The organism is Roseovarius arcticus, assembly GCF_006125015.1.
Lineage (GTDB): Bacteria > Pseudomonadota > Alphaproteobacteria > Rhodobacterales > Rhodobacteraceae > Roseovarius > Roseovarius arcticus.
This window is the reverse complement of sequence record NZ_SZZN01000001.1, coordinates 738,334-762,148: the sequence shown is the minus strand read 5'-3', so window position 1 is coordinate 762,148 and position 23,815 is coordinate 738,334. Positions and strand designations below refer to the sequence as shown.

At 56.3% G+C, this 23,815-nt stretch carries 29 protein-coding genes and 2 pseudogenes; 13 read left to right on the top strand and 18 right to left on the bottom strand.

What is annotated here, in order from left to right:
* Positions 1 to 7 precede the first annotated feature (7 nt).
* Together MK6180000_RS20230 and MK6180000_RS03655 are read left to right on the top strand one after the other, a co-directional pair.
* Positions 8 to 169 (top strand): hypothetical protein, encoded by a 162-nt coding sequence (locus MK6180000_RS20230; protein ID WP_171054529.1) that lies wholly within the window; start codon positions 8 to 10, stop codon positions 167 to 169.
* A gap of 4 nt (positions 170 to 173) precedes the next feature.
* Positions 174 to 1,133, top strand: a complete 960-nt coding sequence (locus tag MK6180000_RS03655; protein WP_138933500.1) for a 2-hydroxyacid dehydrogenase — start codon at positions 174 to 176, stop codon at positions 1,131 to 1,133.
* Positions 1,134 to 1,473: 340 nt separating this feature from the next.
* Here the strand turns inward: MK6180000_RS03655 and MK6180000_RS03650 are convergent, their stop codons facing one another.
* The gene (locus tag MK6180000_RS03650; RefSeq protein ID WP_138933499.1) at positions 1,474 to 2,799 is read right to left on the bottom strand and encodes a peptidoglycan-binding domain-containing protein; all 1,326 of its coding nucleotides are present in this window, start codon (positions 2,797 to 2,799) and stop codon (positions 1,474 to 1,476) included.
* A 601-nt stretch (positions 2,800 to 3,400) separates the two neighbouring features.
* Here MK6180000_RS03650 and MK6180000_RS03645 point away from each other — a divergent pair.
* Positions 3,401 to 3,574, top strand: a complete 174-nt coding sequence (locus MK6180000_RS03645) for a hypothetical protein (protein WP_246040419.1) — start codon at positions 3,401 to 3,403, stop codon at positions 3,572 to 3,574.
* Positions 3,575 to 3,758: 184 nt separating this feature from the next.
* Here the strand turns inward: MK6180000_RS03645 and MK6180000_RS03640 are convergent, their stop codons facing one another.
* The 3 genes and pseudogenes from MK6180000_RS03640 to MK6180000_RS03630 all read right to left on the bottom strand — a co-directional run bounded on the left by MK6180000_RS03640 (position 3,759) and on the right by MK6180000_RS03630 (position 6,615).
* On the bottom strand, positions 3,759 to 4,304 hold the full coding sequence (locus MK6180000_RS03640) for a GNAT family N-acetyltransferase (RefSeq protein WP_138936321.1): 546 nt from the start codon (positions 4,302 to 4,304) through the stop codon (positions 3,759 to 3,761).
* Positions 4,305 to 4,535: 231 nt separating this feature from the next.
* Positions 4,536 to 4,822, bottom strand: a pseudogene (locus MK6180000_RS03635) (site-specific integrase); the annotation flags it as partial.
* A 149-nt stretch (positions 4,823 to 4,971) separates the two neighbouring features.
* The gene (locus MK6180000_RS03630; protein WP_138933498.1) at positions 4,972 to 6,615 is read right to left on the bottom strand and encodes a winged helix-turn-helix domain-containing protein; all 1,644 of its coding nucleotides are present in this window, start codon (positions 6,613 to 6,615) and stop codon (positions 4,972 to 4,974) included.
* A gap of 166 nt (positions 6,616 to 6,781) precedes the next feature.
* On the opposite strand from MK6180000_RS03630, the gene MK6180000_RS03625 reads away from it, so the two are divergent.
* Together MK6180000_RS03625 and MK6180000_RS03620 are read left to right on the top strand one after the other, a co-directional pair.
* Entirely contained in the window at positions 6,782 to 7,198 is a 417-nt protein-coding gene (locus MK6180000_RS03625) for a hypothetical protein (RefSeq protein WP_138933497.1), read from the top strand.
* A gap of 103 nt (positions 7,199 to 7,301) precedes the next feature.
* Positions 7,302 to 7,523, top strand: coding sequence for a hypothetical protein (locus MK6180000_RS03620; protein ID WP_138933496.1), 222 nt, complete (start codon positions 7,302 to 7,304; stop codon positions 7,521 to 7,523).
* A gap of 156 nt (positions 7,524 to 7,679) precedes the next feature.
* Here the strand turns inward: MK6180000_RS03620 and MK6180000_RS03615 are convergent, their stop codons facing one another.
* The 9 genes from MK6180000_RS03615 to MK6180000_RS03575 form a co-directional block, all read right to left on the bottom strand.
* On the bottom strand, positions 7,680 to 7,949 hold the full coding sequence (locus MK6180000_RS03615) for a hypothetical protein (protein ID WP_138933495.1): 270 nt from the start codon (positions 7,947 to 7,949) through the stop codon (positions 7,680 to 7,682).
* Positions 7,950 to 8,189: 240 nt separating this feature from the next.
* The gene (locus MK6180000_RS03610) at positions 8,190 to 8,672 is read right to left on the bottom strand and encodes a hypothetical protein (protein WP_138933494.1); all 483 of its coding nucleotides are present in this window, start codon (positions 8,670 to 8,672) and stop codon (positions 8,190 to 8,192) included.
* Between the two features lie 13 nt (positions 8,673 to 8,685).
* Positions 8,686 to 9,075: a hypothetical protein gene (locus tag MK6180000_RS03605; RefSeq protein ID WP_138933493.1), complete on the bottom strand. Its 390-nt coding sequence runs from the start codon at positions 9,073 to 9,075 to the stop codon at positions 8,686 to 8,688.
* Between the two features lie 161 nt (positions 9,076 to 9,236).
* Positions 9,237 to 9,599 (bottom strand): phasin family protein, encoded by a 363-nt coding sequence (locus MK6180000_RS03600; protein WP_138933492.1) that lies wholly within the window; start codon positions 9,597 to 9,599, stop codon positions 9,237 to 9,239.
* A 110-nt stretch (positions 9,600 to 9,709) separates the two neighbouring features.
* Positions 9,710 to 10,174 carry a c-type cytochrome gene (locus tag MK6180000_RS03595; protein ID WP_342777697.1) on the bottom strand — a complete coding sequence of 155 codons (465 nt, stop codon included), beginning with the start codon at positions 10,172 to 10,174 and terminating at the stop codon, positions 9,710 to 9,712.
* Positions 10,175 to 10,352: 178 nt separating this feature from the next.
* Positions 10,353 to 11,093, bottom strand: a complete 741-nt coding sequence (locus MK6180000_RS03590) for a glycosyltransferase family 2 protein (RefSeq protein ID WP_138933491.1) — start codon at positions 11,091 to 11,093, stop codon at positions 10,353 to 10,355.
* Positions 11,090 to 12,634 carry an ArnT family glycosyltransferase gene (locus MK6180000_RS03585; RefSeq protein ID WP_138933490.1) on the bottom strand — a complete coding sequence of 515 codons (1,545 nt, stop codon included), beginning with the start codon at positions 12,632 to 12,634 and terminating at the stop codon, positions 11,090 to 11,092. Before MK6180000_RS03585 ends, MK6180000_RS03590 begins: the two co-directional genes overlap by 4 nt.
* Positions 12,631 to 12,903 carry a lipid-A-disaccharide synthase N-terminal domain-containing protein gene (locus MK6180000_RS03580; RefSeq protein WP_138933489.1) on the bottom strand — a complete coding sequence of 91 codons (273 nt, stop codon included), beginning with the start codon at positions 12,901 to 12,903 and terminating at the stop codon, positions 12,631 to 12,633. Before MK6180000_RS03580 ends, MK6180000_RS03585 begins: the two co-directional genes overlap by 4 nt.
* 2 nt (positions 12,904 to 12,905) lie before the next feature.
* The gene (locus tag MK6180000_RS03575; RefSeq protein ID WP_138933488.1) at positions 12,906 to 13,325 is read right to left on the bottom strand and encodes a hypothetical protein; all 420 of its coding nucleotides are present in this window, start codon (positions 13,323 to 13,325) and stop codon (positions 12,906 to 12,908) included.
* Positions 13,326 to 13,749: 424 nt separating this feature from the next.
* Here MK6180000_RS03575 and MK6180000_RS03570 point away from each other — a divergent pair, with 424 nt between their 5' ends.
* The 3 genes from MK6180000_RS03570 (at position 13,750) to MK6180000_RS03560 (ending at position 15,850) form a co-directional block, all read left to right on the top strand.
* Positions 13,750 to 14,442: a DUF899 domain-containing protein gene (locus MK6180000_RS03570; protein WP_212751873.1), complete on the top strand. Its 693-nt coding sequence runs from the start codon at positions 13,750 to 13,752 to the stop codon at positions 14,440 to 14,442.
* Entirely contained in the window at positions 14,439 to 14,909 is a 471-nt protein-coding gene (locus MK6180000_RS03565) for a GFA family protein (protein WP_138933487.1), read from the top strand. Before MK6180000_RS03570 ends, MK6180000_RS03565 begins: the two co-directional genes overlap by 4 nt.
* 128 nt (positions 14,910 to 15,037) lie before the next feature.
* Positions 15,038 to 15,850: a hypothetical protein gene (locus MK6180000_RS03560; protein ID WP_171054528.1), complete on the top strand. Its 813-nt coding sequence runs from the start codon at positions 15,038 to 15,040 to the stop codon at positions 15,848 to 15,850.
* Between the two features lie 110 nt (positions 15,851 to 15,960).
* Here MK6180000_RS03560 and MK6180000_RS03555 read toward each other — a convergent pair whose 3' ends face one another.
* Both MK6180000_RS03555 and MK6180000_RS03550 read right to left on the bottom strand, forming a co-directional pair.
* The gene (locus tag MK6180000_RS03555) at positions 15,961 to 17,046 is read right to left on the bottom strand and encodes a tetratricopeptide repeat protein (RefSeq protein WP_171054527.1); all 1,086 of its coding nucleotides are present in this window, start codon (positions 17,044 to 17,046) and stop codon (positions 15,961 to 15,963) included.
* A gap of 37 nt (positions 17,047 to 17,083) precedes the next feature.
* Complete coding sequence (locus MK6180000_RS03550) at positions 17,084 to 17,515, bottom strand: OmpA family protein (protein WP_246040418.1); 432 nt, start codon at positions 17,513 to 17,515, stop codon at positions 17,084 to 17,086.
* 254 nt (positions 17,516 to 17,769) lie between these two features.
* Between MK6180000_RS03550 and MK6180000_RS20985 the strand changes: the two are divergent.
* Positions 17,770 to 18,003 (top strand): annotated as a pseudogene (locus MK6180000_RS20985) (hypothetical protein); the annotation flags it as partial.
* A gap of 79 nt (positions 18,004 to 18,082) precedes the next feature.
* Here MK6180000_RS20985 and MK6180000_RS03545 read toward each other — a convergent pair.
* On the bottom strand, positions 18,083 to 18,853 hold the full coding sequence (locus MK6180000_RS03545) for a glycoside hydrolase family 25 protein (RefSeq protein ID WP_138933484.1): 771 nt from the start codon (positions 18,851 to 18,853) through the stop codon (positions 18,083 to 18,085).
* 353 nt (positions 18,854 to 19,206) lie between these two features.
* On the opposite strand from MK6180000_RS03545, the gene MK6180000_RS03540 reads away from it, so the two are divergent.
* On the top strand, positions 19,207 to 20,745 hold the full coding sequence (locus tag MK6180000_RS03540) for a phospholipase D-like domain-containing protein (protein WP_138933483.1): 1,539 nt from the start codon (positions 19,207 to 19,209) through the stop codon (positions 20,743 to 20,745).
* A gap of 371 nt (positions 20,746 to 21,116) precedes the next feature.
* On the opposite strand, the gene MK6180000_RS03535 is transcribed toward MK6180000_RS03540, so the two are convergent.
* Positions 21,117 to 21,431: a hypothetical protein gene (locus MK6180000_RS03535; RefSeq protein WP_138933482.1), complete on the bottom strand. Its 315-nt coding sequence runs from the start codon at positions 21,429 to 21,431 to the stop codon at positions 21,117 to 21,119.
* An 86-nt stretch (positions 21,432 to 21,517) separates the two neighbouring features.
* Positions 21,518 to 21,643: a hypothetical protein gene (locus MK6180000_RS20825; RefSeq protein ID WP_281283774.1), complete on the bottom strand. Its 126-nt coding sequence runs from the start codon at positions 21,641 to 21,643 to the stop codon at positions 21,518 to 21,520.
* Positions 21,644 to 22,385: 742 nt separating this feature from the next.
* On the opposite strand from MK6180000_RS20825, the gene MK6180000_RS03530 reads away from it, so the two are divergent.
* From MK6180000_RS03530 to MK6180000_RS03525, 3 genes are all read left to right on the top strand, one after another.
* Positions 22,386 to 23,012: a peroxiredoxin gene (locus MK6180000_RS03530; protein ID WP_138933481.1), complete on the top strand. Its 627-nt coding sequence runs from the start codon at positions 22,386 to 22,388 to the stop codon at positions 23,010 to 23,012.
* A 131-nt stretch (positions 23,013 to 23,143) separates the two neighbouring features.
* Positions 23,144 to 23,377: a hypothetical protein gene (locus MK6180000_RS20500; protein ID WP_212751872.1), complete on the top strand. Its 234-nt coding sequence runs from the start codon at positions 23,144 to 23,146 to the stop codon at positions 23,375 to 23,377.
* Positions 23,274 to 23,813, top strand: a complete 540-nt coding sequence (locus MK6180000_RS03525; protein ID WP_246040417.1) for a sulfite exporter TauE/SafE family protein — start codon at positions 23,274 to 23,276, stop codon at positions 23,811 to 23,813. Before MK6180000_RS20500 ends, MK6180000_RS03525 begins: the two co-directional genes overlap by 104 nt.
* Positions 23,814 to 23,815 lie beyond the last annotated feature (2 nt).

Below are 23,815 nucleotides of genomic sequence, written 5' to 3'. Positions count from 1 at the left end.
GCGGAACATGAACCGAATACTTGCGCTCTTTGCTTTTATCGCTCTGGCGGCGTTCTTGCTGGTACTTGCGTTCAAAGTACCCAGCCCCGATCTGGTGATCGTCATCCTGATTACGCTGGCATTCGTGGCCTATGACTTTGCCACATCAAGTCGAAACAAGCAGGACTGACCGGGTGGCGAAGCCAGTCATCTGGATCACCCGCACCTTGTCTGGCGCGACGCTTGAGAGGGCGAGGCGTGATTACGACGTGATCTGGGACGCCGCCGATAGGCCCGCCAGTGCCGAGGACATTGTTACAATGAGCGCGCAGGTGGATGGTATCATCCCCTGTCATTCCGAACATTTCACAGCAGAAGTGGTCGCGCAGCTCGACCCTCGCTTGAAGATAGTGGCCAATCATTCGGTGGGCGTGGATCACTGCGATTTGCCCGCACTCAAAGCAAAAGGCATCGTCGTCACTAATACCCCCGGCGTTTTGTCGGACGCCACCGCCGAACTCGCGATGATGCTGATGCTGGGGGCGGCGCGTCATGTCGTGGCCGGTGACCGCATAGTACGTTCAGGGGAATGGGATTTCTGGTCTCCTGCATTTCTTGTTGGGAAACAGGTGACTGGGGCGCGGCTGGGGATCGTCGGCATGGGCGGCGTGGGGCGCGCCTTGGCCCGCAAGGCCCGCGGTTTCGATATGGAAATTCACTATCACAACCGCCACCGGCTTTCCTTCGAGGATGAGGCCGGCGCGGTCTATCACGAGACTCTCGACGATCTTTTGGCAATATCGGACTTTCTGTCCCTGCATTGCCCGGCCTCTCCAGAGACGATGGGCCTGATGAACGCAGACCGCCTTGCCCGCCTGCCCGAGGGCTCCGTGATAGTGAACACTGCGCGCGGCAATCTAATTGACGAGAGGGCATTGCTGGCGGCAATCGAGACTCAGCACCTGGGCGCTGCGGGTCTTGATTGTTTCGGGACAGAACCAGGCGGCAACCCAGCCTTCGCAATGCATGAAAATATCGTAATGATGCCTCATGTCGGAAGCGCCACCCTCCGAACCCGCGATGCGATGGGCTTCAAGGCTCTCGACAACCTCGACGCCTTCTTTCGTGGCGACGTTCCACCGGATCGGCTTTAAACGGCAGTTTTCAACGTAAGAACGTCCGAGTTCGTTGTATTAAATCGGCTATCATGGTCCTGCAGCAAATGTGTGGTTCATTGAGGTCATCTGAACCGAATTCTGAAATTCGGACGAAATCACAAAATCTTACACCAGCCAGTTGTTATCGCTATGTATTATTGATCCACTTAAATGAAGTGGACAATAATTGCTTGTCCAATGGACAGCAAAACCGGCAAAATGGCAAATTAATGACGGGTCGGACAGAATGATGGTCCGGCGCCGGGAATGGCAAACCTTGTTAACGAAGGGGCAAAACACATTGCCCCTCCTGTTTCGCGCGCAGTGCCTGCCCCTCCTACTCGATCTTGAATGTCGGCAGGACCGAGGCCGGTTGCACCGTTGCCGCGCCGCCGGTGGTATCGGCACCCTGCGAAGGGAACGCGGCCTTGCGGATTAGGCTGGTGCGCCCGGCGTTTCCGGGGGCAAAGACTGGCTCTGCGCCCTTCTCGACCGCGTCGATCGCGTCCTGATACCAGGCCAGCGCAAGATCCGGGCGCCGAGTTGTGCCGAAACCCTCGTTCAGGTGGTGGCCCATCATCTCGGCATAGACCTCCTCGCCCAGCGCCGTCAGCAGCAAAGCGGAGCCAAGCGCCACATCCATGTTGTCGATCCGGTAGCCGACCGACAGGCAGATCTTGGCCGTGCCTGCCAACTGCGCGGGCGATTGGCCGGATTCCAGCACGAAATCACGCACCTCGCCCACGACCTTTTCCTTGGGGCTGAGCGACAGCGCCGCGACGTAATCGCGCATCGCCGGGCCGAAGGCGCGGCACTGGTCCTCTAGCTGCTCTGAGGTCACATTCTTGAGATTGGCGGCCATCGCCTCGCCCGCAGCAATGGCGTAGGTGCGCGCAAGGCAGAATTGTTCGTTCAGCGCAAAGCGTGCATCGGTCAGCGACGCCTCGGTCACGAAGCCGCCGTTGGAATTGGTCAGCAGGCTGATCTGGTTGCAATGCGAGGCCAGCGACGGGCCATCGCCGCCCGAGGACATCAGATTGGGCAATGCTGCCAGACCGACCTTGGGCTGGGGTGCCTCCGCCTCTTGCGGGACCGCGGCCATTACCGCCGCATCGCCGGCCGTAGCAGGCGCAGCGGTCGCAGTCCGGGGCACGCCCACCGCCTCGTCGCGGTAAGCCAGCAACAATCCGCGCGTGCCTTGCCCGCGTTCTGCAATCAGTTGCGCGGTGGCCGCGCCGCTGCTTTGGGCGCGGTAGTAGGAGCTGATCAGGAACTGGCGTTCGTAATCGGCTAGATAACCGGTGGCCGGATAGCCCATATGCGCCTGGAACTGCGACACCGCGTTGCGCGTGTTGCGCCCCCTCACACCGTCCGGCGTACCGGCCGGAAAGCCGAAATAATTGAGCGAGGACTGCTCTTCGCGCACCTGCTGGCGTTCGACCGAATTGATCGGCGCGCGGTAAGTCTTGCGCGGGGCGGCCCGCCGGACGACCGGCTGGTTGCGCTGGCGCGCCTTGGCGCCTTCGTTGACGATGATCCCGCTGACCGCGCCGCCGACAATGCCGCCGACCAGACCATCGGCGAAATCCGCGGCCGCTTGCGTGCCCGGCATGGCAACCATGCTGGCCGCCACGGCGCTCATGAAAAATCGCTTTGTAAACATTCCTTGTCTCCCCTAATCACGTGCGGCTCCCCCCAGTCAGGCGCAGCACAATTTTCATCAATCATAGCATAGTTTTTCCCTCTTATCTCTGCCGAGTCGATCCTTGACCCTCACAAATCCCATTGCAATTGATGAAAGCGGCGTTGAATGGCACCATTCAGGCGGCCAGCCGCCCTATCCTGCCGCCATTTCCGCGATAGAAGACCGGGTGTAACGAATCATTGCAGGCCGGTCGCCTGGGGCGGTCTGGCTGCTGGAGCGTCCGGCGCTCTACACCTCCGGCACGTCGGCGCGGCCCGAGGATCTGACCGATCCGTACCGTTTTCCGGTGCATGAGGCGCGGGGGGCAGTATGCTATCACCGACCTTGCCAGCACGTGGTCTAAGTCAGGCTGCCTCAGCCCGGCTCATGCCATCATAAGCTGCCGCCAGCGACAAAAGCCTGCGTGCCTGGCGCGCACCCCTGGCCCCTGCTGCCAGTTTGCGGCAGGTCTCAGTCTCAGCATTGTAATCGTCGCGAAGTGGCGGGCGGGGTCTGGAAATGGAAGATTCAATCCTCTGATCCCAGGCATTGAATCACGACCGCAGAAGAACTTCAGGCCGTGACACATCAACCCATCGCACTGGTGCGCACCTTTCTCGAGTTGACGGTCGTCGCGATCGGTTGGGTATTGGGTGGCACTCGTGGTTTGGGCACAGTTTTCTTTGCACTGGATATCGGGCCAGCAATGGCATTCGGGATGCATATTCTTAAATCCCGCAGCATCACGCATTAGCATCTCTCGGCCAGCCGATCAAAATGCTGTGCGATGCAGGAACAGAGGTGGTCTTAGTTTCTGATCACATTGCAGCCTTGTTAAGATGGATCATGGTTTCACGTCAGCTATGGGCCCTGAGCAACGAGGTTTCCGGGGCCAGCGGTGGGCGATCGCTGCATCGCCGCATGTCGCCTGAACTCTATCAAACCTTAGCGTACATGAAGCAGTCTCTCGGTGTTTTAGAAACGTTGGGATGTAAGAAGTATCGGCGAAGTAATCCTTCCCTTGTCATCCCAACCTTTTCCATCACGCGGGAAGATGCCCGATTGTCGACATCGCAAAATGCTTCGGTTCGGTGAATAGTTGGGTGAGCAATTGCGTGCTCGACTAACCACGATAGGACCTCTGTTGCACACCCATACCCCCATGCACGTTCAGCGAGTACGTAGCCGTAGTTGACTTTGAACCTCCCAACATGAGGGTGAAACATGCCGATCAGATTGTCGGGATCTGCACGTGGGAAGACGACCAAGGGAAAACCTTTGCCGGTCCTCCATTCCTCCGCCACGGTTTTTACAAAGTCTTCTGTTACGCTGGAATCCCTATGAGGTCGCCACCCGAGATGCCGCGTCACGGCGGTGTCAGCCGCGTAGCTTTTGAATATCGCTGAAGCGTCGCCAGTAGCGACCCTTCGGAGGCAATAGCGCCGGGTCTTGAACTCGTCGGGGATGCGGTAAGCAGTGCTCATGACGAAATAATCGCTTGATACAGTGCAATCCGCAACGTCCGCGTTGTCCGCATACCGACGTGGGGGCAATAATAATGCCGCACGATGCACGAATGGCAGTATTGACGGGCCGCACCGCAGCACCTGAAGGGCCGTCGAACGGCGGCGAAGGGCCGTCCTCGACGAACGGCCCAGACGCTTAGATTTCAAAGGCTTCTGCAGTTGCCAAGGCATCTTCAAGTTCAAAGCCCCAAACCGCACCGGTTTCTGAGTTTTGCTTTGCCGGACCGATGCTCGTTCCTTGATCTGTCCTGATGCCATCACATCCACGACTTTCATGCGAACAAGATCACAGCCGCGAAGTTTGCTATCGATAGCCATGTTGAACAGGGCAAGGTCGCGATGGTTCTCAGTCAGCTCAAGCCTCACGCGGATCGCCCAGACATGCTTGGGTTCGATGGTTGTTCCTGACCTACGATACGGCCCTTGTTCCGGGCGGGACGAAGGGCGCTAATGGCCGGTAAGTTCGGGGTGTGCAGGACAGTTCCTCCCGGTCCCCATTTCCACCGACAACCCGACGTTGATACTGAATCCTATCACTAAATGCTGCGCCGCATCTGAGGTCCGGTTTGAGCCCTTTATGACCGATGCTGCGAGATGCATGAATGTCTGCTCTACCCACCCTCGCTCATTGCTCTGGTAGTCCCGCTTTCTGCAGACTCTCCAGCCAAATCCTACGATTTTCTGGGTGATTTCGAGACCCCGCGAACTGCCGTTGCATCGCTAATACGGACAGTTTTGGATTTATGGCCAACGCTGCCCCTATCGCAACCATCGCATCCTCAGGTTGGTCCAGTTCTATAAGGTTGGCTGCGCGCAGTAGATGATGGAATACGCGCCAAGTATTGCTTGTCGCGACTGTTCCAAGCTGGCGCGCTGCCTCAAGCGCTTCTTCGTGGCGGCCAAGATGGAACAAGATATGGCCTTTGTAGAAATACATGTTCTGCAACAGCGGATCTCGGGGACTGAGCTTGAGGGCCATATCGATCTGGGGCAGTGCCCGGTCTTGAAAGCGAAACCAATCCAGTGTGTGCGCCAATTCCAAACGTATGCGCGCGTCATTTGGATTAAGCGCAACAGCACGCTCCAGATTTGCTATGGCTGGATCTGCATCGCCGGTAAATCGGTAAAGATATCCCAAAGCTGCGTGCGCCTGGGCATCTTGATCGTCCAATTCGATGGCACGTTTGGCAGCCTCAGTTGCAGACACCAGCGTATCATGCGGGTTCTCAGTCCATTGAAAGAAAAACATAGTGCCGAGTGCGCGCGCCAACAGGCTGTATGCAGTCGCAAATTCCGGATCACGATCAATCGCCTGCTGCGCATAACGCACCGCATCTTCCTGCGCGTCTTTTGAGTAAATTTCCTGACTGCTCCGCCCGCGTAAAAATAGGTCCCACGCGCCCATATCCTCGGTCGGTTTGTCTCTTACCCGAACAGCGTCAGACGCATATATCTCAGGGAGCAACTGGCCAGCAATCGCTTGGCTGATTTCGTCCTGAACGGCGAAGATATCAGTGAGCCTGCGATCAAAGGCTTCTGCCCAAATAGTCTTGTTGGCATCGATATCTATTAACTCGGCACTGACCCGCACTTGATCACCGTCTCGACGCACGCTTCCGCGCACCACATATCCAACGCCTAAATCGCGTGCGATTTCCACAGGTGTGGTTGAGCTTTCTGCATAGGAAAACATAGTCGCACGTGACACAACAAATAGCTCTCGATGGCGCGAAAGGTGCGCAATCAAGTCGTCCGTCAATCCATCGACAAAATACTGTGCTCCATTTTTTCCATCAAGGTTTTCAAACTGCACGACGGCCAACGAAGGTTTTTCTGTCGCAAGCGTTTTGGGTGCCGTGATGAACAGGTTCACAGCAAAAAAGACGATAGCCATCGCAAAAGCCAATGCAGTTGCAATCATAAAACGTCTTGAGTGTTTAGGTGGCGTGCTCGTCGCAGCCTCGCCAGTTGTTACCTCAGCGACAAACTGGAACCCCCGTTTGGGAAAGGTTTTGACAAATTTGGAGGTGGTCGCAGTATCGCCCAAGGCTCTACGGACCGACCGAACACGCGTATTGAGCGCGGCGTCAGTGATGGCGCGCCCATCCCAGATTTCCTCGATAAGGTCTTCTTTGCTGACGATCCGATCCCGGTGTCGGATCAAAACCTCCAATAGCCGTATGGCTTGGGGTTCCAGAGCGATGGGCTTTCCACTCTGCGATAATCCACCGGTAGCCGGGTCAAACTGAAGGTCATCAAAAGAATACATCAGTCACTCTACCCCTCCGCCGATCTTTTTCTCAATGATCTTTGGGGATTGTCATCTCGATGTCAGAAAATATCAGCTTTCGATCAAGCTGACTCAACCTGCACAGCCTAACACAGTTACATGGGCAATCGCCCAGATAACGCATTAGAAACATTGGAGAACTGACGTGACACATTTGAAAGCATACGCGACGGCGACCGTTTTCGTCTTGGCGGGCGGCGTCGCCTTCGCCGGAACAGAATTGGAAACCGCGATCAACAACGGTGGCGAAATGCTCAACGCGGACCAGATCGCCGAGTTGATTGTTGGAAAAGTCGTAACCGCCAAATCGGGGGAGAAAGAGTTTCGTTTCTTCTACGACCCAAGCAATGTCTTAGATGGCGAGCTAACAAACGGCGGCTGGAAGGGCACCGGGACCTATGCAATTACTGACAACAATCAGGTTTGCGTATCTATGGCGGCAGACAAGGGGCGTTATCGCTGCCTTACGGCGGTGCGTGTCGGCGAAACAGTGCAGAAATTCAACGTTGACGGCAAAATGACTTTTGAATTGCTTGGCTTCGAACCCTCGTCTGGCCTTTGAAAGCGAAGCACTGTTGTAGGTCACTGCGAAGGACAGCCGTCTGAATTGGCGTCCGTATGGTTTTGTCAGCGCAGAAAGGAAGAGCAATCTTCGAGGTTAATTCGTGTCGGCATTTCCTAAACCTGCCGTTAGCTACGATAAAGCTAATGGCGGGTTTGTCCCGCGTTGCTGCCGTCCAACGGTTGAAAATGCTGCGCTCTTCATCTTTGAAGCCCTCGGCGAGCGTTCGAAGAATCTTGATCTGAATATCGGATTTGAAGCTGATCGGTTCGCCGCCAAGAACGATCAGCTGCATGCCATTTGGCGACAAGTTCAGAGGTTCTGATGGATAAATCCGGTGTGTCCCGTCGAGCCGGACTGCCAGGATGGCAAAATGTCTGGATGAACCGCAAGTCCATCTGCAAAATTGACCACATTTCGGACAACGACCACCATTTGCCCTGATGCGGCGGGCAATTTAAATGGCTGGAGGGTGTCGTGGTCAACAGGATGCGCATTCGCAGCGCAGAACGCGCCATTCGGCATCTGCGATCTGGTTGGCGACCACTTCGTTTGACAATCTGCGCGCCAACCAAACCCGCACACGCTCGGCTCGGCGGCCAAGCCTAACATCACCGATCTCCCACAAAAGATTCGGGATCAAGTTGATCGGGCCATGGCGGCTGGCCAGATCGAACTGCGGCGTCTGCCAGGACAGCAGTGCTGGAATATCAAGCCGATAGAGCGCCGTCTGTTCGGGCCTGACTTCCACCCAGCCCGCGTTCGGGCTGAATAGCCATGGGAACCATCTTCCTGTGACCGGATCAGCGGCACTGGTTCATCATCGTGATCACCCATCGCAGTCGTCACCGCATTGTCACCGGCACGCACCGAAAGTCCTGCGGTGAGGAGCTGCCTCCCCGCCGCAGCGTGGTATGTCTTCAGAACTTGCGCAAAGATCTGCGCGTCAGGCTTATCTGCAATAGTGCTGATCAGATCCAGTGCCCGATGATCAATCGTCAAAGAGCGGCTGGTCATCGATCAGGATTCTGCAACGGTGCAAATACTTCTCGCCGATCAGTGGTTCCTGCTCTGTCTGTTCCTTGAGATTGCAGCCATGCGGCATTGTCACGGCCAAGGTCAGCGAACGGCACCGGCGCGAATCACCCTTCGGGTGAAACTTGATCGCCAACTTGGCCTGCGTGATCACCCAACCGCGCCGCAGCGGGCTGTTGGCACCGAATTCCTCGTCGGCCATATCCCAGATGGTTCCATCCGCTTTGGCCGCATTTTCGAACGTGACCCTCCGGCCCTCGTGATCAATCGGCTTCAAGCGCAGCTGGCGCACATCACCTGCCTCGATCCCGTCCTCGAGATTAGTCGGAAAAGCGAAGCGGTTGAACAGCACCGACAAATCGTATTGCCGCATCGGGGCTTTTTCGTTGCTGAACTCTACCCCGTGCTGATGTCGGGCCAGAAACTGGGCCAGTTCCACACGGATTTCGCGATCATTGGCCCCACCTTGATGACACCGTCGATGGCTCATAGGTCATCGCCGCTTTGAAAACCGGCCGATATGCACGGCGGACCAGCTCTCCACCATCATCGAAGGCAAAGTGATCGTCTGGTAGACCATTACGGTAAACCGTGATCTGAACCAGTTCGAAATCTTCCCCATCAAAGGTCGGCTGAGCGCGTTTGAAGATGTCGACATGTACGTTGTTCGACGCCAAGCGCGCTTGCAGTACTGCCCTGAACGCATTGACCGAAATCGGATCCCGCCGCACTGTGCATTCGACATCACAGATAGAACCATCCCAGATGCGGCCACGACGGCGTTCATCCGTGAAACGGACCTCTTCGGCGTAATGGAACTGCACGCGCTGGTGCAGGAACATCCAGAGTGCCCGGTCGCCCCATGCCAAATATCTTACCCTTCGCTGTACCTCACTTATACTCGCGCAGTCGCCCATCCGCGGATAATCTGAGACTGCTGTCCATGACAGATCGGCCTAAGATCTGGCTGACTAAAGCTCCCACCGACCCGGTCCCAGCCCCCTTACAAAGGCACGTCGTCGTACTCTCGCTTGGTTATCAGCGGCACGCCAGCCAATCCCTCGGGTGCGCCTGTCGATATGATCTCCATCATCCGCGATACCTGTGATCGGTACTGTTCCAATGCTTGAGTGAAAAAGTCAGCCTGTACTCTCTGCATGTCGGCTAGATCTTTGCAGGCGGCTATGGCCTTCTGCGCTTCCAGATCCTGTTGCATGCGCGATGCTACAAACCGCAGAGTCTCGCTGCTTAGATCGGCCCAGACTTTCTGCATCGTCTCGCCAATCGGGCCTATGGCGCCGATCGGGCTGACAATAAAATTCGTGGACTCGTTCGCATGTTTAGCGGATTTTTTTGCAGATTTCACGATGGCATTCCCTAATTTAGTTTCTAAGTGATTTGCGTGCGTCTCGCGGTGTCATCCTTCATTCCGAAATGCCCGAAATTGATGGTTCCGGCTACACGCGGTCTATTCCGCTATTGCTGTATCGATTGTAGCCATGCAACGAGATTGACTATCGGTTGACTGGTCTTGATCAGCTCTCCGGAGTTGGTCTTCAGAATGACCTCAGGCCCTTCAAAGAAGTCACCGTAAACCGGCATCGGTGATCCGTGGCTAACCAATGGGTCGCGCCCATCAATCCGCCACACCACTCTCATGAGCGGAAATTGTCCGTCCGCTTCACTCTGTAGCTTTGTTAGATCGGCAGGTTGCAGGAGCAATACCGGTGCCATCGGGCCCGCGCCTTTTGCGTCCGGCCCGTGGCACATCGCGCATCTGTGCTGAAACACTCTCTCGCCCTCTGACAGGTCTTGAGCGTCTACTGGCAGCCCGATCACCGTCGCCAGAACCATCCTCAAGAATAAACCTCGCATCACTACCTCCCTGTTACACCAACAACTTTTCACTAAACTGGTGATCTGTGCTTTGATCAGGATCAAGGTGGCGCTTGTTTGCCAATCAGCGGACAATGTCCCTGCCCCAACGCCGTAGGGCGCGCTGCTGCACAATTTGCCAAGGATTCATCTCATGCATCCATCGCGGTATCTGTTCGGCATGGCAATGCGCCAGACGACCGATTTGTTGAGAGTCTGCTGTGCCTGATTGGTCAGCGTTCAACTAAACATCTAAAAGCTCGGTAACGTCGCGCATTGCGAGCGGCGTATCGACCCCACGCCAGATCAGCCATGCTACCCCCATAAGATCGGGAATGCCGGCCAGCCCGCGCTGAAAGTTATTGTAATGCGACTTGCCCGCTATGCGCGCGGCATGGTTGACTGGCACGGCGATAACGTCCCAGCCGTCCCGCCTTATCAAAGCGGGCAAAAAGCGATGGATATGCCGAAACCACGGCAGGTTCAGATAGACGTCGCGGCGAAAGACCCGAAGGGCACAGCCTGAATCGCGGCTGCCATCCCGCAGCAGTGCCCGACGAAGTGCATTGGCAAAACGAGAGGCAAAGCGTTTTGACAGGCTATCCTGACGGTTCTGGCGTTCACCCTGCACAAGGCCGACGCCATCGGGGGCGGCGTGGTACGCCGCCACTAGCGCAGGGATGTTGTCTGGCGGGTTCTGCCCGTCGGCGTCAAGCGTGGCAATTAAGGGCGCGCTGGCCGCTGTGATGCCGGTGCGCAGCGCCGCCGATTGCCCAAGGCTGACCGAATGTTGCAGGCCGCGTAGCATCGGATAGGTCGTGCACAATTCTTTCAAGCAGGCGGCAGTGTCGTCTTTTGACCCGTCATCGACCACAATGATTTCAGCCTTTAGCGGACCCGCAATTTCGGCCAGACTGCGTATCAGATCGGGCAGGTTTCCGGCCTCGTTCTGAGCTGGCAAAACGATGCTCAGGGCGTATTTCATTGTGACAAGTCCTCGATATTCCAAACTGCCCAGTTCCCTTTTTCGCCATAGCGTACGGTGTTCTGTGGGTCCCAATCCGGGCGCAGGCCATCATCGAGGCGCCCGACAATAAGGCCGTCAGGATTATTTTCCGCAAACTTCGCAATTGCTTCCGCATCCGAAAGCACGGTCAACGGCGCCCTCAGGCGGCCTGCAAATTGAAAGTCGCCATGGTAATGGGGCCCGGCATGGCCGATCTTGCCATCCTTGCTTGCAAGGATCGTTGCGATCTCGACCGGCGACATGATCTTGCCCGCAGGCCCCGCGAAATACGCAATATTGAGTGCGAGCCCAATTGTTGGCACCGCCAGCCAAACCAGCCGTGGCCGCAGCATCATCGCCCCAATTCCAAGGGCAAAAGGCACCACCATGAGCAGGGCAGCGCGCAGATCAAGAAGATCAGCAATGGATTTTCCCAAGGCACCGCCCGGCACCGCCAAAAGTATAATTATCAAACCGCTAAGCACCCCTGCCACGATCCACGGCTTACCCATCTGCTCGGGCCAGCGATTTGCCAGTAAAAGCGCTGCCGCGGGCATGACAGGCAAAAGGTAAGCGGGTTGTTTGCCGCTGATCAGGCTGAACAGGATCAATGGCCCCACAAGCCAGACCCAAGCAAACCGTTCGGCCTTGTCCAGGGGGCGGGTGCGCCAAAACCCAACTAGCGCGATCCAAGGGAACAGCAGAACTGGCAGGATCGCCAAGAAATACCAGATCGGCCTTGCATGAGCAAAGCTGTTGACCACACGCCCGGCGCTCTGGGTCCACAGGATCGCTTCGCGGTACGCCGCGTCGCCGGTGACATAAGCGGGCACCAACCAAAGCGCGATAAGTGCAATTGCAACCAGTAAGGATGCCAGCATGCCAACGAAGCTAAACCTGCCCGGACCAGCCCACCAGCGCATGCCAAGCAAAAGCGGCATCGCATGCACAAAGATGACCGGCCCCTTGGCGTAAATGCCAAACCCAACGGTCACCCCAAAACCTAACCAATGCAAAAGGCGCGGCTGTGGCGCCATGCCGATCCGCCACAGGGCTGACGCGCACGTGACCATCGCCAACATCAGAATGCCGTCAAAGTTGGTTTGACCTGCGATGAAATAGAACGGCACCATTGTGCCGAGCACGGTGATCGTTGCATTCCCAAAATCCCCGCCCGGACGCATTCTGTCAGCCAGCCGGCCTGTCAGCCAAAGCGCAATCAAAGACAGGGCTGGTGCCACAAGCCGCGCGGCATATTCGCTGACTCCGGGGGACCAAACCAGATTTATCAGCCAGAATAGCAGCGGCGGTTTGTCACTATAGGGCACCCCGTTTTTGAACGGCACCAACCAGTGATTGCCAGTCAGCATTTCCCACGCAACCGCCAGATATCGGGTCTCGTTCCTCGGCATCATCGGGCGCATCAGCACGTCAAGCACGAACAACGTCCCGACAACTAAAATGACGACGTTTCGCTGCGATGCGCCAGAGGCAATGTGCGCCTCATTGTGCTTGCTCATCCTATGGTGCGCCGGATCAGAAAGAGGTTGCGGGAGTATACGAGCAGACCCATGCTTTGACCCATGATGAAGACCGGATCCATACGCCAGATCGCATAGCTCAAAAGAGCGACGCCCCCGGCCAGGGACAGCCACCAAAAGATCACCGGCATCACGGAGCTACGCGCCCTCTCAGACGCGATCCATTGCACAATAAACCGCGAGGTAAACACTAGCTGACCAATGAATCCGATATAGACCATCAGATTTTGATGTAGAATTCCATACATGTTCACACCCTTCGTGGGTTTCTTGGGTCAAATTGGACCGACGTCATTGTTTCGTGAAAATACGAGGCTCCAGCCGCAATCAGGATGTTGGCAATCAAGAGCTGTTTCAAAAACCAGCGGTTCGGAAAGACGAGCACATCGATCATCGTAAAAACCCAGGCGCCGACACCTAGCAGCATGAGCAATCTGGGCTGCGCGGCAAAGCAATCATGATCCCCTTGGCAAAACGATGTGGTAGACGCGGCTAGCGGCCAGATGGCATCAACTTTTGCTAGCCACAAAAAGTCCAAGCCTGAAAGGCGCGCTGGCCACAAGTTCGGTGCAATTATTGGTCGATTCCTGCCGCTTGCAAAATCTTGAACAGTGAACGGTGTATTGGCACTGTTGGCGTCTGCTGGCTCGCGTTCTTCGTGTTGTGCCATGTAAAACAACGCTTCCACCGTTTGGTTCTCGCGACCTTAGTGAAACGAACGTGCCGTGGAGGTTTTCGGCACTATACCGATTGGTAATCTGGTAGCTGACCGGTCAGTCGAAACTAATCAGCCGCACATGCCGCCAATTTCGCCGGGACCAGTCGATGCTGGGCTGATCAATTTCTGCGCTATCGGTCTGCAACTTGGCTACGATGCCGCGGCATCGACGCAACAATACCGCGATCCGGCAAGGCTTGACCAAGGCCCAACGAGATCGCCAGCCTCAGGCCGGGGATGGAGTTTCTTCAATCGGCAGTACGATATGCAGTACGATATTCTGTCGCAAGGGGACGATGCTGCGGAACAATCGGGGGGGGCTCGTCGTTCATCCTCAATCCTGAGCGGACCGTAACATCCAAGAAGGAGACCAGTCATGACCGATCAAATCCCTCATCAACCTGTCGTCTCTCGCGGCAAGTGGATGGCCGCGCACGAGGCGCTGCTCGCAAAGGAGAAGGAATTGACCCAAGCCCATGACCGGCTGGCGGCGGAGCGTCGCCTGCAGCCTTGGGAAAAAGTCGAAAAGGACTATGTCTTTGTCACGCCCTCCGGCAACGCAGGGCTGGCCGACCTGTTCGACGGCCGCCGCCAGCTCATCGTCTATCACCATATGCTGAAGCCCGCCGATCCAGCTCCGTGTTCGGGCTGCGGTATGGTCGGCGACCAAATCCCCCATCTGGCACACTTGAATGCGCGCGATACCTCGCTGGTCTTCGTCTCGCGGGCGCCGCTGGACGAGATCCAGGCGTTCCGGGCACGGATGGGATGGCAAATGCCATGGGTCGAGACGACGGACGATTTCGGCGCCAATTTCGACGTGCCAAAGTACTTTGGCCTCAACGTCTTTATCCGCGACGGCGGCGACATCTTCCGCACCTACTTCACAAAGGGTCGCGGGGTAGAGACGCTGGGCACAGCCTGGACGCTGCTCGACCTCACGCCGCTCGGCAGGCAGGAAACATGGGAGGATGCGCCGGATGGCACGCCTCAAAAGCCGGCGCATGAGTGGATTAGGCTGCATGACGAATATGGGGACGACCACGTGTTAGCAGGAGCGGGTCAATGACCATGCCGAGCCTTCCGATGACCGGTCATTGCCGTTGCACTCAAGTGGAGGTGCGCATCAGCGCGCCGCCACTTCTGACCGGTGCCTACCATTGCACCGGCTGCCAGCGAATGAGCTCCAGCGCCTTTTCGCTGTCTGCCGCGTTCCCCGGCGACTGCTTCGAGGTGACGAAAGGCGAGCCGGTAATCGGCGGACTGCACGGCGACGAGGCGCAGCATTTCCATTGTCCGCACTGCATGTCTTGGATGTTCACGCGCGTAAGGTCAGTCGCGGACGCGTTCGTAAACTTGCGACCGACGAGGCTCGAGAACGCCTTATGGTTCGTGCCGTTTATCGAGAGCTACATGAGTGAAAAGCTACCTTGGGTCACCATTCCAGCGAAACATTCATACACGGAATTTCCTTCGATGGACGCCTACCCGGCTTTGATGCAGGATTTCGGCAAGGGTCTGCGTCAAGTCCAATGAACGTCAAGGACCAGCCAACCACTGCAAACATAGCTGGCGTGAAGTTCGTCTGAAAGCGGAGGTAACTGATGGGAGTGCAAAGGTTGGGGAAGCCATCCGATGAGCCAGTGGCGGATCATCGGACGGTTATGGCTTACATAGAGTCTCCCGAATGGGAATCGCGGCTAAAGGATGCGCGGATCAAACGGCAAGTGGTCCTTGCAGCGCGCGCGAATACCGAAGCCTTGCAACGAAGAGATAAGCCAGAGGAAATTAAAACCCGCGCGCCGAAACTGGACAACATTACATTCAAATCTCAACCGCAGACCGGTTCGCCGGAGGAAAACGCGCTCAAACCCAATTTCGTGCTGAAGGGCGCGCCAAAAATCAAGATCTCCCGTAGATCGCCACATCCGTTAATGCGCCCGCTTTTGGGAGCGTTGGCTGGCTTCGGCCTATTTGGTATATTGACGGTAGGAAGTCTCCTCTTGCTCCAGCCGAGCCATGTGGGCGGCGAAATCACGGTTAACGAAGATACAGCAGGTCAAGCACGTTCGACGAATTCTGCCTCGCCGGGTCAGCGCGATGACCTATTCGGGACTGTTACTCACCAGTCGTCTTCAGGGGATTTGGCAGGGGCTAAACAAACTTACCAACCAGTCAGCTTCGATATTTTGGCGTCCGCATTGAAGGAGTTTTCCAACGACTACCAGATCACCATCGTCACTAACGCCAACCGGGCAAACTCGATTGCTCAACTGAACTATGCAGACGGACCGGCTGTAAAAGTGCGCACAACTACATTCGAGACGCCCCGGCCAGTCGTTGCCTATTTTCATGCTGCCGACACCGCGGCCGCTGTTCGTTTCTCAACCAGGATTGAGGGCGAAGCCATGGATCTACAGGGGATGCTTCCGTCGCCGCCTACAGGCACCTTGGAAGTTTTTTTAGCGGGCAGCTAAAGCCTTTTGCGATAACTTTGAATCACAAGTTTATCGCAAGAAGCTCAGTCTCAATTTTGGTCTCGCGCCCTCCGTGGTTAAGGATGGTCTTAGCTTGAGCCAAAAGCGCTTTAATCTTCGCCGCGATCAAAGGCGATCATCACATGAACCTCCTCGGGTGCCATGTCTTGATCGGGTTGCAATAATGCGCCCTCCACTCCTACGCCGGGCAGGAATGCCGCAACGTCCGCCGCGAAGGCTGCATCCTGCGGGTATCGGTAACTCACTGCGCTGGTTTCGATGTCTTGTTCTGCCTCAGCATAGACGATGATAGATCCAAATCGCTCCATCGCGCCACCAAGGCGGTATGCCAAACCTTCGGCCCGCCGGTCATCTGGGGCAAATTCAAACTGCACGATCCCGGTGGGAGGCATGAGCATCGGCTCTCCTTTGTCGGTTAGCCAAGCTGACGTCGCATAACCCTCTTTGGCAACTTGTGCGACGCGCCATGCAAAGGGGGTTTCTGCGGACTTCAGGTCTATCGCAACCGCAGAACCCGGTGTCCGGGCCGTAGCCAACGGGGCTATCCCGTCCGTGCCAATGCGGATCAGATCAACTCGGTACGTTGCGTCCGACACGGTCGAGCGATTTTGCCAGGCCATTCGCGCCTCGGCACCAGCTGGCAGCGCAAAAACCTCCATCGCCAAGGGCTTTGGCGCCGAGATTTCTGCGCTCTCATTCGAAGGAGCCGGAGGAAGCGCAGCAAATGCGTCGCTCGCAGAAGTGAGCGATTCTGCGACTGTTTCGTACCAGTATGCTGCGAGCGTCTCATTTCGCTCCACACCGACACCGTCTGCGAAAAACTTACCCAGATTATAGGCCGCGCGTGCGTTACCACCCAGTGCAGCAAAGGAATACCAACTAGCAGCGGCATCCAGATCCTGCGGTGTGCCGATGCCTGAATCGTGCATCACCGCGACATTGAAGGCCGCCTCCGCAAGGCCGGCCTTTGCAGCCTCCAGATATAAGCTGAACGCGCGCTCAGGATCGCTGGCCCCCACAAGTCCAAAATCATAGAGGTTTCCCAGCCCTAACAGCGCCACAACCGAGCCTTCTTGGGCTTCCTTTTCCCACAGACTTTCCGCAGTTACCCAATCACGCTGTGCGTAGGCTGCCTGACCATTAGCATAGCCTTGCGCCCAACTTGGCCACGGCAAAACCAAAACTACTGCGAAGATCAGAAACCTTAAGCCCTTATCGCCAGGTGATGCGCGCCGACCGATTATTGGCATTGGAGACCTCGTCTTGTGTCGTTTCAGGGAGTTCGCTGTTGCCTTGGCCAAGGACCTGCAATCGCTCAATGGGTATCCCGCGATCAACCAGACCGGTGGCCACTGCTCGTGCGCGCCTGATCGACAGGTCCAGATTGGCCTGAGGACTGCCAACCGTATCTGCCGTGCCCGTGATGATCATCACGACGGGATTCCCATCTCGAAAAAGCCTCGACGCTTGATCAAGCTGACTTTGTTGGTCTTGCTTGAGCGCGGAACTACCTGTTGTGAAAAGGATCGTAATCCCTTCCTCAGGCTCGACACTTTGTGGTGGATCACTGACTTGTTGAGAGGTCGCCGGCATGCCAAGGAGTCCAGCAGTGACGACTACAGCACATAGAGTTTTTATCTGCATGGCTCTCCCCTTCAAGAGTTAGAAGCGCAAACTGTTCATTCGTGTGTCTATTAATATTTACTAACGCATTTTTGCGCCGAAAGTTTCAGACGGCATCTACCGTTTGTCGAAACGAAAACGAGGGTCTAGGCAGGCGAGGTCAATTCACGGCACCAGGTCCACCGATCGACCCGCGCCAACAGATGCTGCGAGACGGACCATGCCCTTGAGGACGAATTGGCCGATGTCCGCCGTGATTGCGTTCTTGATAACATTTACAAACGCGCCAACGCGCTAAAGCTGCACGGCGGTGTTTCCGAAGGTTGATTGCCCAGTTCGGCGAGCCAAGGGGTGTCATCACGGACAAGCTGCGCAGCTACGTTAAGCCGGCTAAAACACCGGCCCCGGACACTGGTCGCCGCGCCCAACCGCTACTAACCTCATATCGTCACGCCCGAAAATACGCATCCACCCTCAGGCTCGAATACACCGCTGAAATGTCGACATAGTTCAGCCGTTGCCGATGCATCAAATTCGGCCGCCGATAGCTTGGCGCACCATCTGGGGTGGTCGCCCCCTTAAATCAGGCTACTGCCGCCTATTCGCCAGCCAGCGTTTCCATTCGGGCAGCCCACCGGAAAATGTGTTCAGATCTACGTCACCGTTGATGCCCGGCACGGTGCCGGTGCCGGAATATTGCCAAAAGCTCCAGTGCTGGCTTGGATAAACCTCGCGCGGGTGCTTTGCGGTCGAGCGGAGCCAGAACTCTTCGCCATCCATCTGTTGCATTTCGTTCACACGGTAGAATTCGGGCGTTGTATAGATAATCGGGCGCTGCCCGTAATGCCGATCCAGCATGTCGAGAAAAACCTTCGCCTCGCGTCGAACGACTGCACCAGGCGGCCGTTTGCGACAGGTGGGCGAGAATGCGTTCCACTCCATGTCTAAAATCGGAGGCAAAGCTCCCGCTTCGCGCGGAACATGGCGCACAAACCAGCGCGCTTGATCTGCGGCAGAAGTACAAAAATAAAAGAAGTGATATGCGCCCCGAGGAATGGACGCACTGCGCGCCCCACGCCAATGATCGCCAAATCGCGGATCAAGCATGTCGCCGCCCTCGGTCGCTTTGATAAAGGCGAACTGTACACCTGCATCGCGCGCTGCATGCCAGTTGACGCTGTCCTGAAACCGCGCGACGTCGATGCCGTGAACATCGTATCCGTGCGGCGCGTGGCCCTGCTGCCATTCGACAGGATCCCGTTCGCCAAATACATTTGTACCGCTGCTGCTGTCGAACGATTGGTCTGATGCACAGGCGGCAGCTATTAACAGCATAAAAATCGGTATTTTGCGGATCATAGGTGCGGCTCCTGCGTGGGACATATCTAGTATGCACGGAACTCGCCCTGCCGCCACTAGGACAGGGCAGATAAATCGGCGAATCTCGCGGCTCTCAGCCTGACAGTTCGGTGCTGTGAGTTCGGATGCGAACCAGTCTCCGAACAGACACTAGCGCCTTCCCTAACGCCGCCCAGAGATCGCGCCCCTTGCCCAGTGAGCCACGCGCCATTTGCTGGACAGAATTTGATGTGATCTATGATACTATTTGCACATGCTGATCGGGATCCGTTGATATGCTACCGCATTGCAATACGTACGGAATGACAGCTTAATCCCCTTTTGGTGCTGAAACGCAGCAGGTACAAATAGTCATGCAAAGTTCAAACACACCTGCGTCGATCTTTCGGAGCGATGAAAACTGCTGGCGTGTAGACCGTGCGGACAAGGTCGCTCTGATCGTCGATGCGGCGGATTATTTCCGCGTCCTGCGCCAGATCATCCTTAGCGTCGAGCATGAGTTACTGCTCATTGGCTGGGACTTTGATTTTGAGATCGAAATGCTGCCCGGCGAGAGCGACGACGACGGGCTAGCGCCCGATGGATTTCCTAACCAGCTTGGTGCCTTCCTTGAGGCTGCTGTGGAGCAAGCACCCAATCTGAATGTCTATCTGCTCAAATGGAATGGTGCGGTTCTTGCGGCGCCAGGCCGCTGGGCGCCGACAGTCGCGCTGAGTGTGTTAGGGAGCGACCGCATCCATCTTGCCCTCGACGGGCATCATCCGTTCGGGGCCTGTCATCACCAGAAGATTGTCGTCGCCGATGACAAACTGGCCTTCTGCGGCGGGATCGACGCGACTGCGGACCGCTGGGACACGTCTGAGCATCTACCCGGCGATCCCCGCCGCGTGTGCAAAGACGGCTCCCCCTCTGAGCCATGGCACGATGCCACCTCGGCGCTCACCGGTTCGGTGGCGTCCGCACTGGCGGAGTTATCGCGCAAGCGCTGGCACCGCGCCACAGGCGACACGTTGAAGCGCCCCGCTACGACAGCCACAGATTTATGGCCCGATACTCTTGACGTTGACGCCACCGATGTCGATGTCGCCATCGCCCGAACAGAGCCGCCCTACGACGGCAGGCCACTGGTAAACGAGATCGAGCAGCTCTGTATTGACAGCATCAAGGCGGCGAAGGACGCGATCTATATTGAATCTCAGTATTTCGCGTCCGAAACGGTCTGCGCAGCGCTAGAAAAGCGCTTGAGGCAGCAAGACGGCCCCGAAATCGTCGTGATCAATCCTGAGTCCGCCCTGTCGCAGCTCGAAGACGACGCAATGCATGTCCTGCGCGGGCGGATCATCGAGAGCCTCCGCGCTGCCGATCATCAGGACCGTTTTAGGATTTTCTATCCGGTCACTTCCAAAGGCGACCCGATCTACGTCCATGCAAAGATCATGATCACAGATGCCAGCACATTACGGCTTGGGTCCAGCAACCTTAATGACCGCTCTATGGGGTTTGATACCGAGTGCGACGTGGCAGTCGAGGGGCCAGAGGCGCTGATTACTGGATTTCGCACGCGGCTTCTTTCCGAGCATCTCGGAGTCACGCCAGAGGTGTTCCAAGAGGCGCTGCAAAAAGAAAAATCGTTAATCAAAGCAATAGAGAGCCTGAACGCGCGCAAAGGGCGCGGGCTGCGCCGCATAGACCCGCGGCCGGACGGCATCATTGGCGGGTTCCTGGCCAACACTCGATTGCTCGACCCGCGCTATCGCCCGGGCGAGGAAACATCCGCAGGACAGGGGCTGCGCCCCCGACATCTGGCTATGATCACCGCAGGCGCCCTAGTCGGCGGTCTGGCCCTACTAGCTTGGCGCAAGTGGAAGGACGGCGGCGGCCCTCGCGGTTGAGCGCGGCCTTCTTTCTTTGGTTGTGGTCAGACAGCTACCATTGAACGTTCGTTAAAATTTGTAAAGTGCCCCGGTAGATATGCTGCTTCCGCCTCCGCGATATCAGGACGCCCTCTTATCTTATGTATGAGATGGATCTTGCGCGAGATTGGATTTGCTACCCAGCACAGTATTTTTGCCGGGCCGGGCAGCGGCGGCAGACCTCCGTCGACTTGGACTGGCATCAAGCGAGGCACCCTTGATTAGGATGGTTCGCCGGGAACTCTTGGTCTTCAGCTGGTGCCTATGCGGCGCGATCGCAATATGCGGAATGTTGGCATTGAGCCGGAGGCGTACCTAGATCGCAAGTGCGATGTCGGCATTCTTCTGGCTCAGTCCTCTGTTGGCTTTTCCCTGAGCGCCCTTCGATCTAGCCCACCCTGCTTTGTAGGAGGGCTGTGTCCAGCGTCAATATGGGGTACCAATTTCTGCAACGCCTGCAAGACCTGATCGATCCCAACACTTTTCGCATGCGGCATGCCTTCCTCTTCCGCAACGCTGATTTCACTGGCGTCGTATTCCCATCGGCGGAGGATTTCGATCTTCTGAGCCTCGGAGAGAGACGAAGATATCAGAACATCGTTTGGCGTCTCAAATTCCGCTGCCGGATCAAGAAGAGCACGGGAAATTCTTTCGTCTTGTGTCATTGGCGATCACCTTGAGAAATGAAAAGAACTTGTCCGGCGGGTTCAGGGATGTCCTGCTCTCCCGAACCCATTTTATTTAATCTTTGCTATGCCAGCGCACTGGGCTGCGCGATATCGTTGAGGTTTGCACCGGTGGCTTGCAGCGCCTGCATGGCATTTTCCTCCAACGAACCCAAAATTTGTTCCAAATTTCGATGTGTCAATTGGTTCATGTGGTTCTTTCCTCCCTTCGGCAAGCGTTGGGCAGCTGTCCGTGCATTTGAGATCAACATCTCAGCATAAGCGTTACGGGTTTGGCTATACCTTCCGTCCACCTGCGAATTGACACGTGTCAATCGGCGAATTTGAAGTGACGGCACACCCCAAACATCAAGGTTCGAGCCCAAGGAGTGTGGATGGGTCCAAGGCTGCCCGGTTCATGGGTTTTATCCGCTACCACGAGAGCCTGAACGGATGAGCTGATTGGTTTTGTGTAGGCTGACTGCACTGCTATCCAACTTTGGGCCGGCAGTCTCCAGGGTTTTCGGCCTGTGATCACGGCAGCGGGCTGGTTTCACCGCCGGAGTTGTAGATGTCGACCGGGGACGCCATTTATGCCAATCTTACATTTAAAAAACTGCACGCCAAAGTGGCATCGCATCGTTCGGACAAGATCGCACACATCCCGGTAAGTCAGCGCTATCGGCAGTACCAGCGTACCGCCAGCAACATGACCTCATTCTGGAAACGATTACGTTAGAATATGTCAGGCCGCGCCACGAAAACCTCAATCAATTTGCGACCCCAGAGTGGCGCTGAGCGTCACTAACGCAGCAGAACCCCGCACACGCGGTTCAGGAAATTGACAAACGTCAATCCAACCGTTTGCACCGCCGATAGTGTTGAGGAAGGGTCTGCAGACACGTCAGAAACGCTGCCTGCCGTCCATATTTAATACACCACAGGAGCACTACGATGTCTTTGCATATCGGCGATATCGCGCCAAATTTCACAATCGATACCACCAAAGGCGAAATTGATTTCCACAAGTGGGCGGGCGATTCTTGGGTATTCTTCTTTAGTCACCCGGCTGATTTCACCCCGATATGCACGACCGAAATGGGCCGGACCGCGCAACTGGCTAAGGAATTTGCAAAACGGAACACAAAGCCATTGGGCCTGTCGACTGATACCGTTTCTGAGCATCTGAAGTGGATCAGTGACGTCAATGACACCCAACATACCGATGTGCAGTTTCCAATTGTTGGGGACGCGGACCTTAAAGTCGCGAAGCTTTACGATATGATCCATGCCCATGAAAGCACTACGGCGGCGGTTCGCTCGGTTTTCATCATTGATCCTGAACACAAGATCCGCCTGACGCTAACTTATCCAATGGATGTAGGCCGTAACTTTGATGAGATTCTGCGCGTTATTGATGCGCTACAGCTTGTCGATGCGAAAGGCATCGCAACTCCTGCCGATTGGAGGTCGGGCGACAAGGTCATAATTCCACCCTCGACCAACGATCGCAAAGCTGCGGCTCTGTTTCCGCAGGGCTGGGATGAAATTCGCCCCTACCTGCGACTCGTGGAGCTTTAGCCGCCAAGCCTGCGCCGTCGGACCATCAATGTATCATGTTTTCGCAATGCGGCGCTGATGGTCATGCATAACGGGCTGAACGACCTTGCGTTCGCCCTTATGCCAGCAGCCACAGACCAAAGGGGCCACCCATGGGGCGCAATTTTGACAATTACCTACGCAGTTTCGACTATGACGAACGGATCGCGATAAAGATCGGGCTTGATGAACTGCTGGACCTCTATACCAAGCGCGAGATCCAGCTCATCGACATCCGGTTCCGTGAAGAACACGCCGCCTGGTCGGTGCCCCCTCGTCCTGTCGGTCTTGGTCGCAACGCCGGTCGGCGCGTGGTCCAGCCAATTCGTGGCGCGCGAGGCGATTGAATTGTTGCTGATCGTCTTCTTGATCATTGCCGCGCTGCTATTGCTGTTTTCCCGGCGCACCACGTTTGTGACTTTTACGCAAACATGGCCGCTTTACCTTATTGGAGGTGGCGTTGGCGTGATCTCGGGCATGATTGGCGTCGGCGGCGGAGCGCTGATGATGCCAGCGCTGATCCTGCTTGGCTATGACGCTAAAAAGGCCGCCCGCGCCATCAGCTTTGTTATTCCGTTCTCTTCGGCTGGGGCATTCCTGACCTATCTGTCGTTCACCACGATGAATTGGCCCCTACTCGCCGTCGTGGCCCTTGCGGCGATCCTCGGCGGATATCTGGGTGAGCGCATCATGAACAACCAACTAAAGGCCGCACAGCTCAAGAAGTTGATAGCGGTAATTTTGCTGCTGTTGGCCAATAAGATGATTTGGAACTTCGTCTAGAA